The following is a 14,405-nucleotide window of genomic DNA, read 5'->3' on the forward strand; positions in this document are numbered from 1 at the left end:
CGCACTAAAATAACGCAACAGCGCACCAAAAAGGTGCAAAAAAACTAAAGCCAGAAATTATATTTACAAAAAACCCTTTATAAATAGAAGGTTGAAAAGTTGGCACGCTTTAAGCTTACTAGCGCACAATTGCAGTAACATGCAGCACACAAAATATTCCTAGTTGGAGGACACATGTCTCATACGGTTTTAACTTTTATTAAAGAAAATGACGTTAAGTTCGTAGATTTACGTTTTACCGATACCAAGGGTAAAGAACAGCACGTTTCTATCCCACATCACCAAGCAGACGAAGATTTCTTCGAAGAAGGTAAGATGTTCGATGGCTCTTCAATCGCTGGTTGGAAAGGCATTAACGAATCTGACATGGTGCTTCTACCTGACGCTGACAGCGCTAAGCTTGACCCGTTCGCAGAAGAAACCACACTTATCGTACGTTGTGACGTAGTTGAGCCTTCAACTTTACAAGGCTATGAGCGTGACCCCCGTTCAGTAGCTAAGCGTGCCGAAGAGTACATGCGCTCTACCGGTATCGCTGACACTGTACTATTCGGTCCAGAGCCTGAGTTCTTCCTGTTTGACGACGTGAAGTACAAAACCGATATGTCTGGCTCTATGTACAAAATCGATGCCGAAGAAGCGTCTTGGAACTCAGATAAAGATTACGAAGGCGGTAACACGGGTCACCGTCCAGGCGTTAAAGGCGGTTACTTCCCGGTTGCACCTGTTGATTCTTCACAAGACTGGCGTAGCGCAACGTGTCTAGTTCTTGAAGAGCTAGGTCAGGTTGTTGAAGCACACCACCACGAAGTAGCAACAGCAGGTCAGAACGAGATCGCTACTCGCTTCAATACCATGGTATTGAAAGCGGACGAAATTCAGGAAATGAAGTACGTTATCCACAACATGGCGCACCTTTACGGTAAAACGGCAACCTTCATGCCTAAGCCAATCGTAGGTGATAACGGTTCTGGTATGCACTGTCACCAATCACTAGGTAAAGATGGCAAAAACATCTTCGCTGGTGACAAGTACGGCGGTCTTTCTGAAGAAGCTCTTTACTACATCGGTGGTATCATCAAGCACGCTAAAGCGATCAACGCCTTCGCTAACGCTTCAACTAACTCATACAAGCGTCTAGTTCCAGGCTTCGAAGCGCCGGTAATGCTTGCTTACTCAGCACGTAACCGTTCTGCTTCTATCCGTATTCCTGTGGTTCCTTCGGAAAAAGGTCGTCGTATCGAAGTGCGCTTCCCTGACCCAACGGCTAACCCATACCTAGCCTTCTCTGCAATGCTAATGGCTGGCCTTGACGGTATTAAGAACAAGATCCACCCTGGCGATGCCATGGACAAGGATCTATACGACCTACCTGCAGAAGAAGCGGCAGAAATCCCAACTGTTGCATCTTCACTAGACGAAGCCCTTGCTTGTCTAGATGCAGACCGTGAGTTCCTAACTCAAGGTGGCGTATTCACTAATGACCTAATCGACGCTTATATCGCGCTTAAGTCACAAGAAGTTGAAAAGCTGAACATGACAACTCACCCTGTTGAGTTCGAAATGTACTACAGCGTATAAACTAGATAATGACAATTTAGTTATATCATGTGTGTTCTCAAAGCCTGCTCTGCAGGCTTTTTTTATGGAAAAAATACAACCTTTGGACTAAAGTTAACACTTAGCCAATAACTTGGCTTATTTTGGTAACTATAAGAATAACAACCATAAAATAGGATTTCACGTGAACACAAGGCTGTATATTTTAAGCATGGTCGTGCTGCTATCTATTCTCAGTACAGCATGGGCCGCACCGAGCAAAAGCATCTACGTTTACAAGGATGAGAATGGCGTATTGGTGTTTTCTGACACCCCGCGTAAAGGGGCGGAAAAAGTCACCCTGAACGCGCCGATCATGAACATGCCCACCATAGACACCAGTGTTCTCGACGAAACCGATGACGAACTGGAGGCGGTAAAGTTTAATATCACCATCACCTCTCCGACGCAGGAAGAAACCATCCGAGACAACACAGGTTCGGTGCATATCAGCGGGCAGGTGAAACCAAGGTTTTTGCAAGGGCACAGCGTCCAGCTGTTTATGGACGGTCAAGCCTATGGCGAGCCACAAAGTTCCAGCCTTTTTGCCCTGCGTGACGTCGATCGCGGTGAGCACAACCTGGTATTGAAGCTGCTCAATAGTGAGGGCGAGGTATTGGCCAGCTCCAAGTCCGTCACCTTCTTTATGCATCGCCGTTCGGTGATCACCGGCCCTTAACCGGAGTGGCGCCAAGGAAATAGCTGCGCACTCCTCCTTAAACCTGCTAAGATAGTTGCACCATACTGGTGCAACCGACTACTAAAGATGAAACTTCACGGCGATTTTTTCCAACAGATGTGGGAAAACCTGCATACTGCCATATTAATTTTAGATAAAGATTTTAACCTGGTTTATGCCAACACCAGTTGCACCGAACTGCTTGGGCAGGGCCTAAAGCGCATTCAAGGCCAACCCTTCACCTCGCTTTTTAACTATCACTCGGTGGAGCTTGAGCGCATCGCCAACTACACCCTCAAGCAAGGGGTGGATTGCCACCAGCACAGGGCTGACGTGGTTTTTGTCGATACCCGCCATGCCAACTTAGCGCTCAATAGTCGCAGAATTAATTACCACGGCGAAGCATTTTTACTGCTTGAAATCCGCCAAACGGATGAAGAAATTCGCCTCGATCAGGCTTCCAACCAAATGCACCAACATCAGGCGGCCAGAACCCTGATCCGCAATTTAGCGCACGAAATTAAAAATCCCCTCGGTGGAATTCGCGGAGCGGCGCAATTATTGCAATATGAGGTTGATCAGCAGGAGCGCGATGAGTGTGCACAGCTAATCATTCACGAAGCGGATAGATTAAGACAATTGGTGGATAGGTTGTTGGGACCAAACCAACGCTTACAAAAGCAAGCGACCAATATCCACCAAACCCTCGAGAATGTATTAAAGCTCTGCGTGCTGGATAACAATAAAGATATTGCGCTAATTAAAGACTACGACCCGAGCATTCCGGATGTGGTGGTTGACGGCGATAAAATTCAGCAGGTCCTCCTTAACATAGTGCGCAATGCCATGCAGGCGCTCAGTGCCGGAGGCGAAATTAAGGTATCGACCCGGGTGCGCTATCATGTGCGCCGCTACGATACGACACTCAAAAAAGCCCTGCAGATCAAAATTTGTGATAATGGCCCAGGCATAGCGCCCGAGGTAAAGGAAACCCTGTTTTATCCCATGGTCACCAATAAGGAAGGGGGCTCGGGATTGGGACTGTCGATAGCACAAACCTTGATCGATCAACATCAAGGCTTTATCGAGTGCGATAGCTGGCCGGGCCATACTGAGTTTACACTGTACTTGCCACTGTAAGCGGCTAAGAGGGCTATGATGAAATCTGTTTGGTTGGTAGATGACGACGCATCGATTCGCTTTGTGCTGCAAAAGGCGCTCACGCGCAGCGGTTTTCAGGTGGAAAGCTTTGATAACGCCCAGGATGTATTAACCGCCCTGACCTTTTCTCAGCCCGCGGTACTGCTCTCGGATGTACGCATGCCCGGAATGGACGGCATGGCCTTGTTAGAGCAAATCAGCGAAGAGAACCCCAATCTACCGGTGATCATCATGACCGCCCATTCGGATTTGGACTCGGCGGTGCAGGCCTTTCAAAAAGGGGCCTTTGAATACCTGGCCAAACCCTTTGATCTGGAAGAAGCGGTCAACGTGGTTGATCGCGCCGTACGTGCCCACTCGCAAAAGAAAGCTAAAAAAGCCACCAAGGAACAAAAGCGTTCGGTAATTATCGGCGAGGCGCCAGCCATGCAGGAGGTCTTTCGCGCCATAGGTAAGCTCAGCGCCTCCAGTATGAGCGTACTGATCAACGGCGAGTCTGGTACGGGTAAAGAACTGGTCGCCAGTGCCTTGCACCAACATAGCCCACGTAAGGATAACCCCTTTATCGCCCTGAACATGGCCGCCATCCCCAAGGATTTGGTGGAGTCCGAGCTCTTTGGCCATGAAAAAGGTGCCTTCACCGGTGCCGACAGCGTACGCAAGGGACGCTTCGAGCAAGCCAATGGCGGCACCTTGTTCCTCGATGAAATCGGCGATATGCCTTTGGACGTGCAAACCCGCTTATTGCGGGTACTGGCCGACGGTGAGTTTTATCGCGTTGGCGGCCACCAGAGCATTAAGGTGGATGTGCGCATCATCGCCGCCACCCACCAGGATTTAGAGCGCCTGGCGCAACAGGGCAAGTTCCGGGAAGATTTATTCCACCGTTTAAATGTGGTGCGTTTAAAATTGCCGCCACTGCGCGAGCGCACCGAAGACATAGAGCAGTTAGCCGAATACTTCCTCAACAAAAGCGCCCAGGAATTAAAGGTGGCCAGTAAAACCCTAAGCCCACAGGCGTGTGAGCAGATGAAACTGTTCCATTGGCCGGGTAATGTGAGACAGCTCGAAAATACCTGCCGCTGGCTCACGGTTATGGCGCCGGGGGAATATATAGGTGCGGAAGATCTGCCGCCTGAGCTCAGTGCCAACACCGAGCAGGAAGTCGATGCCGACTGGCTGGATCTATTCCAGCAGTGGCTTAACAACGAATTTAAACAAGGCAAAGACAATGTCTGGCCCGATATTCAGGCTCAGTTGGAAACGCGCCTGATCAAATCGGCCCTGGCCAGCTGTGGTGGTCATAAGCAAGAAGCGGCGCTGCGCATTGGTTGGGGACGCAACACATTGACGCGTAAGTTAAAAGAGCGCAATATTACCACGTCCTAACAGGCGTAAAAGGCTATGAGACTACTGGAAAACATCGCCATGTTTAAACGCATGGAAATCATTAACAGGGTGCCCTTCTTCCGCGATTTTGAGCTGGCCGAGCGGCAAATGCTGCTGGAGTCCTTTTCGCATTGGTATATGGTGCGCCAGGGGCAATATGTGTTTAAACAGCATGAGCAACAGAACCAGTACCTCTATATCGTGCTCAGCGGTGAATTAATCGTCTTTCGCCAGCATGATAATAAAAACCTGGGTCATATTCATCCCGGCGAATTTGTCGGTGAAGGGGCCTTTATCAGCCACAGAGAGCGCAGCACCAATGCCCGCGCCAATATCGATACCGTAGTGCTGGCCATAGATCCACAGGCGCTGATCAAGCTACCGGTTGTGGTGCGGGAAAAGATAAAAGATCAATTGATTGTCGGCATGAGTGAGCGTATTGCCAAGCTCAGCTCCCATAATGGTGATGTTAGCGAAACGTCTGCCACGCCTGCATAAGGGCGAGCAGGTCTTCAATGCCACACGCGGCAACTAATTCAGACTCATCCAGCACGAGCTCATCCGCGGCATAGGCGTCAAGGTCATCCTCACCATGATGCAAACCGTGACTTTCAAAAAGCACCTCTCCGTGAGCCATCACTACCCGCATCTCTTTACCGTTGATCACCAGCTCTTGAGCGCCGTTCGCCGAACTTCGTGACGACTCCTGGTTTAGCGCCTGCTGAAAACGCTGTAACAGTTCATCATTGTCATATAACTCATCGTTGAACCAGCGCGCCACCAAACGGTGCTCGTCACTGAGCTTCACACGCTTGCCCCAAAGGGGATCAGAATATAGCTGATATTCCATAGTATTTAGGCCCTTGCGAATAAGGCGCGCATCATACCAACAAGCATAGCTTTAACCAATTAACTTAAATAGCTAATCATTCTAGCGGGCTAAATATCATGCTCACTGTGTTGGGATTTTTCTATGGAGAATAACTACATAAGAAAAATTCCGCCTTGTTATCACATCATTTATCCAGCGCTATCTCCGATCATATACTTAACTATTGCCCAGGGAATTAGTTGTCCGGTCTACTCCCTGAGCATGTTAAAATCTCTTCATGTACCGCTAGTTACTATCACCATGCTCGATACCTTTGCCATTATTTTTCCACTGATTTTTATCGCCGGAGTCGGCTTTACCTGTGCCAAACTGCGCTTTCTTAACGGCGAGCAACTCTCCGGTATCAGCCGCTTTATCTTTTACATCAGTATTCCGGTGTTTTTATTTATCAATATGGCGCAGGCACAGCTAAGCAGTGTGCTTAGCCTGGAGCTGATGCTGAGCTTTTATATTCCGGTTGTACTGATCTTCACCCTGATGCTGATTCTTTATAAGTCCTACTGCGGAGACTGGGCACAGGGAGCGGTGCTGGCACTGGGGGCCAGCTATTCCAACACAGTTTTAATCGGTCTTCCCATTGCGATTCAGGCACTGGGCAAGGACATTGCCGCCACCGTGTTTGTGCTTATAACCTTTCACAGCGCCCTGCTATTTTTACTGACCTATGCTTTTTCCGGGCGCTCGCAACGAGTAAGCTGGCTGACCACGGTGCGCCAGCTGGTGTTTAATCCGGTGATCATGGCCATTAGCTTGGGGCTGCTATTCAACCTAAGCGGTCTGGCCTTACCCAAACCCTTGGAAAGCGGCCTGGCGCTGTTAGCAGAGCCCGCCATTGCCGGAGCCCTGTTTGTATTGGGCGCCAACTTACATCATTACCAAATTCGTCCCGGGCTACACTTGGCCCTGATGCTCTCTGTGAGCAAGTTGTTGCTCTTACCCGCCTTGGTGTGGCTGCTCGCCAGCCAAATTTTTACCTTGCCACAACCACAAGTCTTGCTCGTGGTTTTGCTGAGTGCCTCGCCTTTGGGTGTAAACGCCTACTTGGTGGCGAAACAACTTGATACCCGCAGCGAGGTGCTGGCGAGTACTGTGGTATTGAGCACCCTGCTAAGCATCATCAGCTTTTTCTTCTGGCTGACCTTGGTATAAAAAAAGCGTGCTCTAGGCACGCTTTTTTCCGATTCAATCGTAAGAGCGGTATTTGGCGGCGTCGATAATGGCCCACACATACGCAATTGCAGCAACAATGCCGGGTACGACCAAAAACCATAAGGCAGCACCACCGAAAAAGAAGATGGCAAATAACAAGGCCGCGAGAATACGCCCCTGTACCAACTGCCCCAGTCCTGGGAAGAATACATTACATAAAGCGGCGATTACGTTACCACCTGAACCTTGTCCTGACATATAAGCCTCGTTAGTCAATTACTATTCTTAATTACCATAACCAATTACAATATTCAGGCCAACTTTTTATACTTAATTTTCAGTCAGTTAAGATAAAAGCCATTTTGTAATTCCAATAACTTTAGCCTATCATGCTAAAGTTTAGTCTTTTTAACATTACCCTATCTATGTTAAGAGAGTAATAGTTAAGACAATAGGGTCTGTTGACCTTTGTTGTTTGTTTCTGCAGCAGTTTGTAGTGTATTTATACAAGGCGGCACATGTGTGGTGTAGTTATTCTACATGAACATGTAACAACACAGTAGAAATGCGCTACAAGCGCTGCCCTATGGGTTCACCTAAACGCATCCTGCTCTGTGTTGCTCGCTATGTACATAGGCGAGCAAGACCGAAGCAATGCTTCGCAGCTTAGCGAGGTGAGCGCATGGATGCGCGATGTAACCAAGCTTCATGGATGAATTTAACCACATAAATCAGTGATTATATTCATCAGAATGCGTTTAGATTGAACATAAAGTAAACCGCAAAGATAAACAGACCCTAATAATTAATACCAAATAGTTGCAGACCTATGCTCGCCAAAATTGCCAAACCCATAGCCAAACTGACCGACAAATACATGCCGGACCCGCTGCTGATCGTTATGTTGTTAACCCTGGTCAGTTTTATACTCGCTCTTCTAAGCAGTGATCATTCACCACTAACCCTAGTGCAGATGTGGGGGGGCGGCATTAGCAACCTCTTTACCTTTGCCATGCAGATGCTGCTGGTCTTGGTATGTGGCTATTTGCTGGCAACCACGCCCAGCGTTGAGCGCGGTTTAAATTTTGTCGCCCGACGATTGGACACGCCCGGTAAGGCGGTGGTCGTCACCACCTTGGTCGCCCTTTTAGCCAGCTGGCTTAACTGGGGTTTTGGCCTGGTTGTCGGCGCCCTGTTTGCCAAGGCGGTGGCTCGTTTTTGTCGCGTAGACTACCGAGTATTGGTGGCCAGTGCTTATTCCGGCTTTATTATTTGGCATGGCGGCCTGTCCGGCTCAATACCACTGACCATAGCCACCCCTGGGCATTTTGCCGAACAGCAAATTGGTCTGATCGACACCTCGCAAACCCTGTTCTCAACACTGAACCTGGCACTGGTCATTGGCCTGGCCGTTATTTTGCCGCTGCTTAATTACTGCTTGCTGCCTAAGCCACAAGACGCCGTTTATGTCGATGCTCAGCAACTGCGCCCCGATAACGAAATGACAGAACAGAACGCATCAGGCAACGCCTTAGAGCTGGCTCGCTGGCCCACCGCGACGCTTGGCATACTGGGGCTTATTTATTTGGGCAGCAGCTTTTATACGGGCGCACAAGGGTTGAATCTAAACACCATTATCGCCCTGTTTTTATTTTTTGCCCTGTTATTACAGCCCAACACCAGTGCGCTGATCACCCAGCTCAATAATGCGGTGCGCAGCGGCAGCGGTATTGTTATTCAATTCCCATTTTATGCTGGCCTAATGGCACTGATGAGCCAAAGCGGCTTGGCCAAAGACATATCTGAACTGTTTATCGCCCTTTCCGACAGCAGCACCTTGCCGATTTGGAGCTTTCTCAGCGCCGGCCTGGTCAATATTTTCGTTCCTTCGGGAGGCGGCCAATGGGCGGTACAAGCCCCTTTACTGCTACCTGCGGCTCAGGCCCTGGAAGTGCCGGTATCATCGGTGGCTTTGGCCGTGTCTTGGGGCGATGCCTGGACTAACTTAATCCAGCCATTTTGGGCCATCCCGGTGCTGGCTATTGCCGGCTTAAAGGCCAAAGACATCATGGGCTTTTGCCTGATTCAACTATTGGTCAGCGGCCTGTATATCATCTTGCTGTTGGCTCTACTCGCGTAGGCCATAAACTGACATTGGCACACGCTAAAATCCGGCGTTAACAATATGATGTGGGAGTAATTTACGGAACATACTCTGCACCAAAATATTATTTACACAGACTCACCAATAACGGTAGGCCTCAAGGCTTTGACGTAAATAGTTGGCAGTGAGGCCATTACACTATAAAGTTGGGGTGAATACCGTCACCTATTTAGGTCAATAATACGCTAGGTAAAACCAAATGCCCGTTCATGTGTTACTTGTTGAAGACGATGAGCTACTTGTTAAGCGCATCGAAAATCATTTTGCCAATACCGAGTTTTGCATCCATGTCGATAGCACAGGAGCGCAAGCATTGGCGTTGGCGCAAGCATCACAGGCCGATACCCAGCAAGCGATTGAATTAGCCATAGTCGATATTGTCTTACCCGCGAAGGATGGCCTCACCCTCGCCCGAGAGCTAAGCACCCTCACCGAGATGGGTGTGATTATGCTCTCCAGCCGAGACTCACAATCGGATCGCATTGCAGGTCTGGCGCAAGGGGCCGATGACTATATTTGTAAGCCCGTTGATTTGCTGGAACTCGAATTGCGCATGCGCGCCGTGTATAAACGTCTGCATGGCGCCGCAAGTCAGGCCAATGACAGCACCGAATATATCGAGTATGCGGATTTCAAACTGCACCCGGATAATCGCACCCTGATCACCGCCGGCAATGAAGAGCTGCGCCTTACCGAGGCGGAACATAAGGTTTTGATTTGTTTAATTGCTAATGCCGGTAAGGCCACCTCGCGGGAAAAGGTCTCAGAGGAAATAGGACAACCGGATTGGAGCCCTACGGATCGCACCGTGGATGTGCTGATTGGTCGCCTGCGTAAGAAGCTTGGCGATGAAAAAGAGCAAAAGCGCATTGTCACTGTGCGTGGCAAAGGCTATATGCTCTCTTCAAGTTAAGGCTTTAAAACAGGATATTACCTTGCTGGTAAGCCGCCAGCGACTGTTGGAACGGCGCCTGATCAAAGGCCTGTTCATTGGCTTCGCTTAATGCCTGCTGCTGATAATCAACGGCTTCTTCAAAGTTACCCAGTTTAGCGTGTGCCGCGGCCAAGTAAGCGTATGCAAGCGGGTGGTCATTTTCATCCGCTACTTCCTCGGCCAACTCGATGGCCTTTTCCAGCTCACTGCCATTATCGGAATAACGCACATACCAACCGGCCAGCTTACGCTTAGCAATCAGGTTGCCCTGCAGCGCCGCCTTTTCTAACCAATACTTAGCCTGCTCCGCATGTACCGTGGCGCCATCGGCTTTAGCCAATAAGCATTTGCCCAGTTGTAATTGTGCTCGAGTGTGCTCTTGCTTCGCTGCCAAGGTTAGCAGACGTAGATTACAGTTCACGCCAAGTTGAAAAAGTGTATCGCTGTGCCCGCCCATGGCGGCCTTCTGCTGCCAATAGCGCCACTGTTTTTCCTTTTCTTGGTTAATCAGTGGCTTAATATCCACATAGGCGAGAACCTGGTCATTTAAATACTCGGGATTGATATCCTGATTATTGTAGGAAAAATGCACGTGGTACCAGTTTTCATCTTTTAGCTCCCCGTCCGCAGCACTAAGCTGCCATTGCTTCATTAACTTTTCGGCATTTTTACGTAATACCTTGGGGATCTTTACCTGCTCAAATGGTTGCCACTGGGCCACCTTGCCCTCGGCATTCAGATTAACCAGGTAGGAAAAATTAAAATTATTGGTCCCAAGCTTTGCCTGCTTGGTAAATTCTGGTTGCGTGATACTACTAAAGCTAATTTGTGGCGCCACAACCGGTATGGCCTGTACCCCCCCGTCGATAGCATGGTACTGAGGCTGGCCATTCAACAACTTTAATAGTGTGGCCAACTCTGCCTGAGCATTAACGTCATCTCTTTTAGCCTGTTGCAATAATTGCTGCGCTCTGGCCTCAAGCTTTTTACTCACTTCACTGTCTTGAGCACCGGCAAAAACACCGCGAATAATACCGTTGTTAAATTTTCTATCGGCGGCCACAAAGCGCGTCTGGCTGAGCTTTTCGGCAATGCTTTGACCGAACTCGGGAGCCGGATAGGAATTCAGTAAAACTAAATCCCGCGGCACGCCATTTTTATCTATATCAAAAAGGTAGCTGGCCAAGCCCGGTACACCATCGTCTTGCAGTGCGTCAGGGTAAGCCGTTGCTGGGTTGACGGTTTTATCTGGGGTCGGGTTATAATTCAGGGTGCGACTTAACTCATAATTGATGCTCTGACTACCGGATTTACCGTAACGAGCGATAAGATCAGCGGCGAGAGTTTTTGCCTTGACTAACTGTGACTTATCTAAGCGTCGAGCCACCGACTTTCTAGCTTGCTCGGCCATTTTAAAATCATTGTCTATGGCAACGGAAAAATAACCATAGGCCTTAATTGGATCGGCCTTCACGCCTTGTCCACGCAGATACTGTACCGCCAGGTTAAACTGACTGCGACCATCGCCAAGCTCGGCGGTTTGCTCAAATAAGGTAAAGGCTTTTTGGTATTGTTGATCAAGATAAAAAGTCATGGCATCGCTGGCATTTGCCAGACAAAGTTGAGGTAACAGCGCGGCCGCAAAAATCCACTTTTTCATTGAACACTCCAATAAGGCTAATCCAACAATGTTAACAGCTGGTAAATACAGGTGCAACGGCTATTACCCCAACGTCGCCACCATGCGTTCAAAGGCTCGATAACTTAAAGCCTCTTTAATGGCGGCTTGAGAAATCTCGGGCTCGCCGGCAAGATCGGCTATGGTTCTCGCAACCTTGATAATGCGCTGATGAGAGCGTGGCGATAACTTAAACTGCTCGCTGGCTGCACCGAGGTAATCACGACAAGGTGAAGTTAATGCGCAATGGGTCTGTAGCTCCTGAACAGAGAGCAAGGCATTGGCCTTGCCTTGGCGCTCTTGTTGCCTCTGCCAGGCCACAATGACACGGGAGCGAATGGTGGCGCTGTCTTCCTCCGCATGAGGTGATAGCAACTGGGCACTGGGAATGCGAGGCAGCTCAATCTGCAGGTCTATGCGGTCGATGAAAGGGCCCGAGATACGCGCCAGATAACGCATTACCTGATCTGGGGTAGCGCGCTTATCGCTATAATGCCCGGTGGGACTGGGGTTGAGCGCAGCAATAAGCTGAAAACGAGCAGGAAAGTCCACCTGCTGAGCCGCACGAGAAATAGTAACCTTACCGGTTTCCATCGGCTCTCTTAAACTGTCTATCACCTTACGCTCAAATTCCGGCAGCTCGTCCAAAAACAAGACGCCGTTATGAGCAAGGGATATCTCCCCGGGTTTCGGCTTCGATGAACCGCCAACCAAAGCGACCGCGGAGCAGGTATGATGAGGGCTACGAAAAGGCCGCTGCAGCCATTGGCTAGCGTCGATGGCTTTTCCCGAGACCGAATATACGGCAGCGGTTTCCAAGGCCTGCTGTGTCGACATTTGCGGCAATATTGTCGCGAACCGCTGTGCCAACATGGACTTACCCGTTCCGGGGGGACCGCTAAAGAGGACGTTATGGCCCCCGGCGGCGGCGATCTCCAACACCCGCTTGGCCATGGCTTGACCCTTAACGTCACTGAAGTCAACGGGCGCTGGCCTGGCCCTTTGCGCTATGGGAAGGGGCGTCACCAAGTCCAGCTTCTGCTGGCCGGACAGATCATGCCAGAGCTGCTGTAGTGAATAGGCGCACTTGACCTTGGCAGTGTCGATTAGCGCCGCCTCGTCTTGATTTTCTGCACTTAAATACACCAAGCGTTTGGCCTTATTGGCGGCCAACACCGAAGGGATCACCCCACGGATCGGCCGCAGCTGACCATCGAGCCCAAGCTCGGCGAGCAGCTCCACCTCAGCAAGATTGGCAAACTTAAGCTGCTCTGAGGCTATGAGTATCCCCACGGCGATGGCAAGATCGTAACGCCCTCCCTCTTTGGGCAGATCGGCGGGTGCAAGGTTAACGACAATGCGTTGGCTGGGAAAGATAAAGTGACTATTTTCAATGGCACTGCGCACCCGGTCTTTTGCTTCCTTTACCGAGGTTTCTGGTAAACCAACGATATTAAAACTGGGCAGGCCGGAGCCGAGATAGACCTCAACACGGACCTCAATGGCTTCGATGCCGATTTGTTCACGGGTATATACTTGCGCTAAAGACACATCCCTGTCTCCTTGCCTGACTAGTTAATCTAAGTCTAGCTAGGATATCGAAAAACGTATAAGCCCAGATTCCAACGAATTGCGATAAGGCGAACCAATAATGTAGCGATACCGCCTAACCACATGGCTAACTGTGGGTTGGTATCCAGGCGCATTAAGACTATGTATAAGCCGGCCCCGACCACACAGGCAATGGCATATAAGGGACCCTTGAGTAGCATAGGTACCTCTCGCGCCAAGACGTCGCGAATAACACCACCAAAACAACCGGTGAGGACCGCCATGATCACCGCGGTCATCGCTGGCACCCCGACATCAAGCGCTTTTTGAGCCCCCATAATGGCAAAGAAGGCAATCCCCAGGGCATCGGCGACTTGTAAGAAATAGTGAGGGAAGCTTTGCTTGTAGTTAAGCCACACAATGGTAACAAAGGCCGTGATAAGGATTGTGATGAAGTAACTGGTATCATGCACCCAAAACACCGGCACATCTAAAATCATATCGCGCAAGGTACCACCACCGATAGCGGTCACAGCGGCCAAGATGATTACTCCAAAGCCATCCATATTCTTTTCATGAGCCAAGAGAGTGCCTGAAATTGCAAAAACGGCTACACCTAACAGATCAAACCAATGATAAAGCTCATACATAGACACGGCTCACGGACAAAAACTCTTTGTAACATAAGCATAAAAGTACTGGCAACCTTGTTTAGATCAGGCTTTTCGGTAGTGGTGCGACAATACTCATCGAATTATTGCAGTGCAACTCTAAGTGGAGCAATAAATCAGACCCAAGACGGGCAACAAAGAAGGGTTAGATACGGGTTTTAATGTTTTAAACGCCAGAAAGCAAAAAACCCGCTTCATTGCTGCAACGGGTTTCTTTAATTAGGCGAAGTAAGACCGAAGCACAGCTTCGCAGCTTACTGAGGTGAGGTCATGGACGACCGAGGTAACCAAGCTACAGGGACGTATAGTTGAAACCACTCTTAATCGTGCCACCTCTTATATAACAATAAGGCTCGGCTATTCGAGTGTTATAGATTGGTATAAACTGCTTTGAATAGATTGGTCAAAAGTCAGAAAGCAAAAAACCCGCTGCATTGCTGCAACGGGTTTCTTAAATTAGGAGCCTGGTGATGACCTACTTTCACATGGCAAATGCCACACTATCATCGGCGCAGTTCCGTTTCACTTCTGAGTTCGG

General features: G+C 49.4%; 13 protein-coding genes. 8 read left to right on the plus strand and 5 right to left on the minus strand.

Annotated features, from left to right (window positions below):
- The first annotated feature begins 174 nt into the window (after nucleotides 1–174).
- The 5 genes from glnA to KD147_RS15785 all read left to right on the plus strand — a co-directional run bounded on the left by glnA (nucleotide 175) and on the right by KD147_RS15785 (nucleotide 5,326).
- Nucleotides 175–1,581, plus strand: a complete 1,407-nt coding sequence (glnA, locus tag KD147_RS15765) for a glutamate--ammonia ligase (RefSeq protein ID WP_105253286.1) — start codon at nucleotides 175–177, stop codon at nucleotides 1,579–1,581.
- A gap of 163 nt (nucleotides 1,582–1,744) precedes the next feature.
- Nucleotides 1,745–2,278, plus strand: coding sequence for a DUF4124 domain-containing protein (locus tag KD147_RS15770; RefSeq protein WP_349304706.1), 534 nt, complete (start codon nucleotides 1,745–1,747; stop codon nucleotides 2,276–2,278).
- 87 nt (nucleotides 2,279–2,365) lie between these two features.
- Nucleotides 2,366–3,418, plus strand: a complete 1,053-nt coding sequence (gene glnL, locus KD147_RS15775; protein WP_105253288.1) for a nitrogen regulation protein NR(II) — start codon at nucleotides 2,366–2,368, stop codon at nucleotides 3,416–3,418.
- Between the two features lie 18 nt (nucleotides 3,419–3,436).
- Nucleotides 3,437–4,828 carry a nitrogen regulation protein NR(I) gene (gene ntrC, locus KD147_RS15780; RefSeq protein WP_105253289.1) on the plus strand — a complete coding sequence of 464 codons (1,392 nt, stop codon included), beginning with the start codon at nucleotides 3,437–3,439 and terminating at the stop codon, nucleotides 4,826–4,828.
- A gap of 15 nt (nucleotides 4,829–4,843) precedes the next feature.
- On the plus strand, nucleotides 4,844–5,326 hold the full coding sequence (locus KD147_RS15785; RefSeq protein WP_105253290.1) for a cyclic nucleotide-binding domain-containing protein: 483 nt from the start codon (nucleotides 4,844–4,846) through the stop codon (nucleotides 5,324–5,326).
- Here KD147_RS15785 and KD147_RS15790 read toward each other — a convergent pair.
- Complete coding sequence (locus KD147_RS15790) at nucleotides 5,298–5,678, minus strand: YacL family protein (RefSeq protein ID WP_212548470.1); 381 nt, start codon at nucleotides 5,676–5,678, stop codon at nucleotides 5,298–5,300. The two genes, KD147_RS15785 and KD147_RS15790, sit on opposite strands and share 29 nt — an antisense overlap.
- Nucleotides 5,679–5,921: 243 nt before the next feature.
- Here KD147_RS15790 and KD147_RS15795 point away from each other — a divergent pair, with 243 nt between their 5' ends.
- Nucleotides 5,922–6,869, plus strand: coding sequence for an AEC family transporter (locus tag KD147_RS15795; RefSeq protein WP_234399057.1), 948 nt, complete (start codon nucleotides 5,922–5,924; stop codon nucleotides 6,867–6,869).
- A 33-nt stretch (nucleotides 6,870–6,902) separates the two neighbouring features.
- Here the strand turns inward: KD147_RS15795 and KD147_RS15800 are convergent, their stop codons facing one another.
- The gene (locus KD147_RS15800; RefSeq protein WP_105253292.1) at nucleotides 6,903–7,127 is read right to left on the minus strand and encodes a hypothetical protein; all 225 of its coding nucleotides are present in this window, start codon (nucleotides 7,125–7,127) and stop codon (nucleotides 6,903–6,905) included.
- Between the two features lie 571 nt (nucleotides 7,128–7,698).
- Here KD147_RS15800 and KD147_RS15805 point away from each other — a divergent pair.
- The gene (locus KD147_RS15805) at nucleotides 7,699–9,009 is read left to right on the plus strand and encodes a short-chain fatty acid transporter (RefSeq protein ID WP_212548471.1); all 1,311 of its coding nucleotides are present in this window, start codon (nucleotides 7,699–7,701) and stop codon (nucleotides 9,007–9,009) included.
- Between the two features lie 223 nt (nucleotides 9,010–9,232).
- The gene (locus KD147_RS15810) at nucleotides 9,233–9,946 is read left to right on the plus strand and encodes a response regulator transcription factor (protein WP_212548472.1); all 714 of its coding nucleotides are present in this window, start codon (nucleotides 9,233–9,235) and stop codon (nucleotides 9,944–9,946) included.
- Between the two features lie 4 nt (nucleotides 9,947–9,950).
- Here KD147_RS15810 and KD147_RS15815 read toward each other — a convergent pair whose 3' ends face one another.
- The 3 genes from KD147_RS15815 to KD147_RS15825 all read right to left on the minus strand — a co-directional run bounded on the left by KD147_RS15815 (nucleotide 9,951) and on the right by KD147_RS15825 (nucleotide 13,846).
- Nucleotides 9,951–11,627 carry an SEL1-like repeat protein gene (locus tag KD147_RS15815; protein WP_212548473.1) on the minus strand — a complete coding sequence of 559 codons (1,677 nt, stop codon included), beginning with the start codon at nucleotides 11,625–11,627 and terminating at the stop codon, nucleotides 9,951–9,953.
- A 63-nt stretch (nucleotides 11,628–11,690) separates the two neighbouring features.
- Nucleotides 11,691–13,196 carry a YifB family Mg chelatase-like AAA ATPase gene (locus KD147_RS15820; RefSeq protein ID WP_212548474.1) on the minus strand — a complete coding sequence of 502 codons (1,506 nt, stop codon included), beginning with the start codon at nucleotides 13,194–13,196 and terminating at the stop codon, nucleotides 11,691–11,693.
- Between the two features lie 35 nt (nucleotides 13,197–13,231).
- Nucleotides 13,232–13,846, minus strand: a complete 615-nt coding sequence (locus KD147_RS15825; protein ID WP_212548475.1) for a trimeric intracellular cation channel family protein — start codon at nucleotides 13,844–13,846, stop codon at nucleotides 13,232–13,234.
- Nucleotides 13,847–14,405 lie beyond the last annotated feature (559 nt).

Source organism: Pseudoalteromonas sp. BDTF-M6, assembly GCF_018334135.1.
Lineage (GTDB): Bacteria > Pseudomonadota > Gammaproteobacteria > Enterobacterales > Alteromonadaceae > Pseudoalteromonas.

What these genes read in the sequence shown, in the direction of transcription:
- KD147_RS15790 (WP_212548470.1), bottom strand. Translation starts at nt 5,678, where the DNA reads ATGGAATATCAGCTATATTCTGATCCCCTTTGGGGCAAGCGTGTGAAG.
- ntrC (WP_105253289.1), top strand. Translation starts at nt 3,437, where the DNA reads ATGAAATCTGTTTGGTTGGTAGATGACGACGCATCGATTCGCTTTGTG.
- glnA (WP_105253286.1), top strand. Translation starts at nt 175, where the DNA reads ATGTCTCATACGGTTTTAACTTTTATTAAAGAAAATGACGTTAAGTTC.
- KD147_RS15805 (WP_212548471.1), top strand. Translation starts at nt 7,699, where the DNA reads ATGCTCGCCAAAATTGCCAAACCCATAGCCAAACTGACCGACAAATAC.
- KD147_RS15785 (WP_105253290.1), top strand. Translation starts at nt 4,844, where the DNA reads ATGAGACTACTGGAAAACATCGCCATGTTTAAACGCATGGAAATCATT.
- KD147_RS15815 (WP_212548473.1), bottom strand. Translation starts at nt 11,627, where the DNA reads ATGAAAAAGTGGATTTTTGCGGCCGCGCTGTTACCTCAACTTTGTCTG.
- KD147_RS15795 (WP_234399057.1), top strand. Translation starts at nt 5,922, where the DNA reads ATGTTAAAATCTCTTCATGTACCGCTAGTTACTATCACCATGCTCGAT.
- KD147_RS15800 (WP_105253292.1), bottom strand. Translation starts at nt 7,127, where the DNA reads ATGTCAGGACAAGGTTCAGGTGGTAACGTAATCGCCGCTTTATGTAAT.
- KD147_RS15810 (WP_212548472.1), top strand. Translation starts at nt 9,233, where the DNA reads ATGCCCGTTCATGTGTTACTTGTTGAAGACGATGAGCTACTTGTTAAG.
- glnL (WP_105253288.1), top strand. Translation starts at nt 2,366, where the DNA reads ATGAAACTTCACGGCGATTTTTTCCAACAGATGTGGGAAAACCTGCAT.
- KD147_RS15825 (WP_212548475.1), bottom strand. Translation starts at nt 13,846, where the DNA reads ATGTATGAGCTTTATCATTGGTTTGATCTGTTAGGTGTAGCCGTTTTT.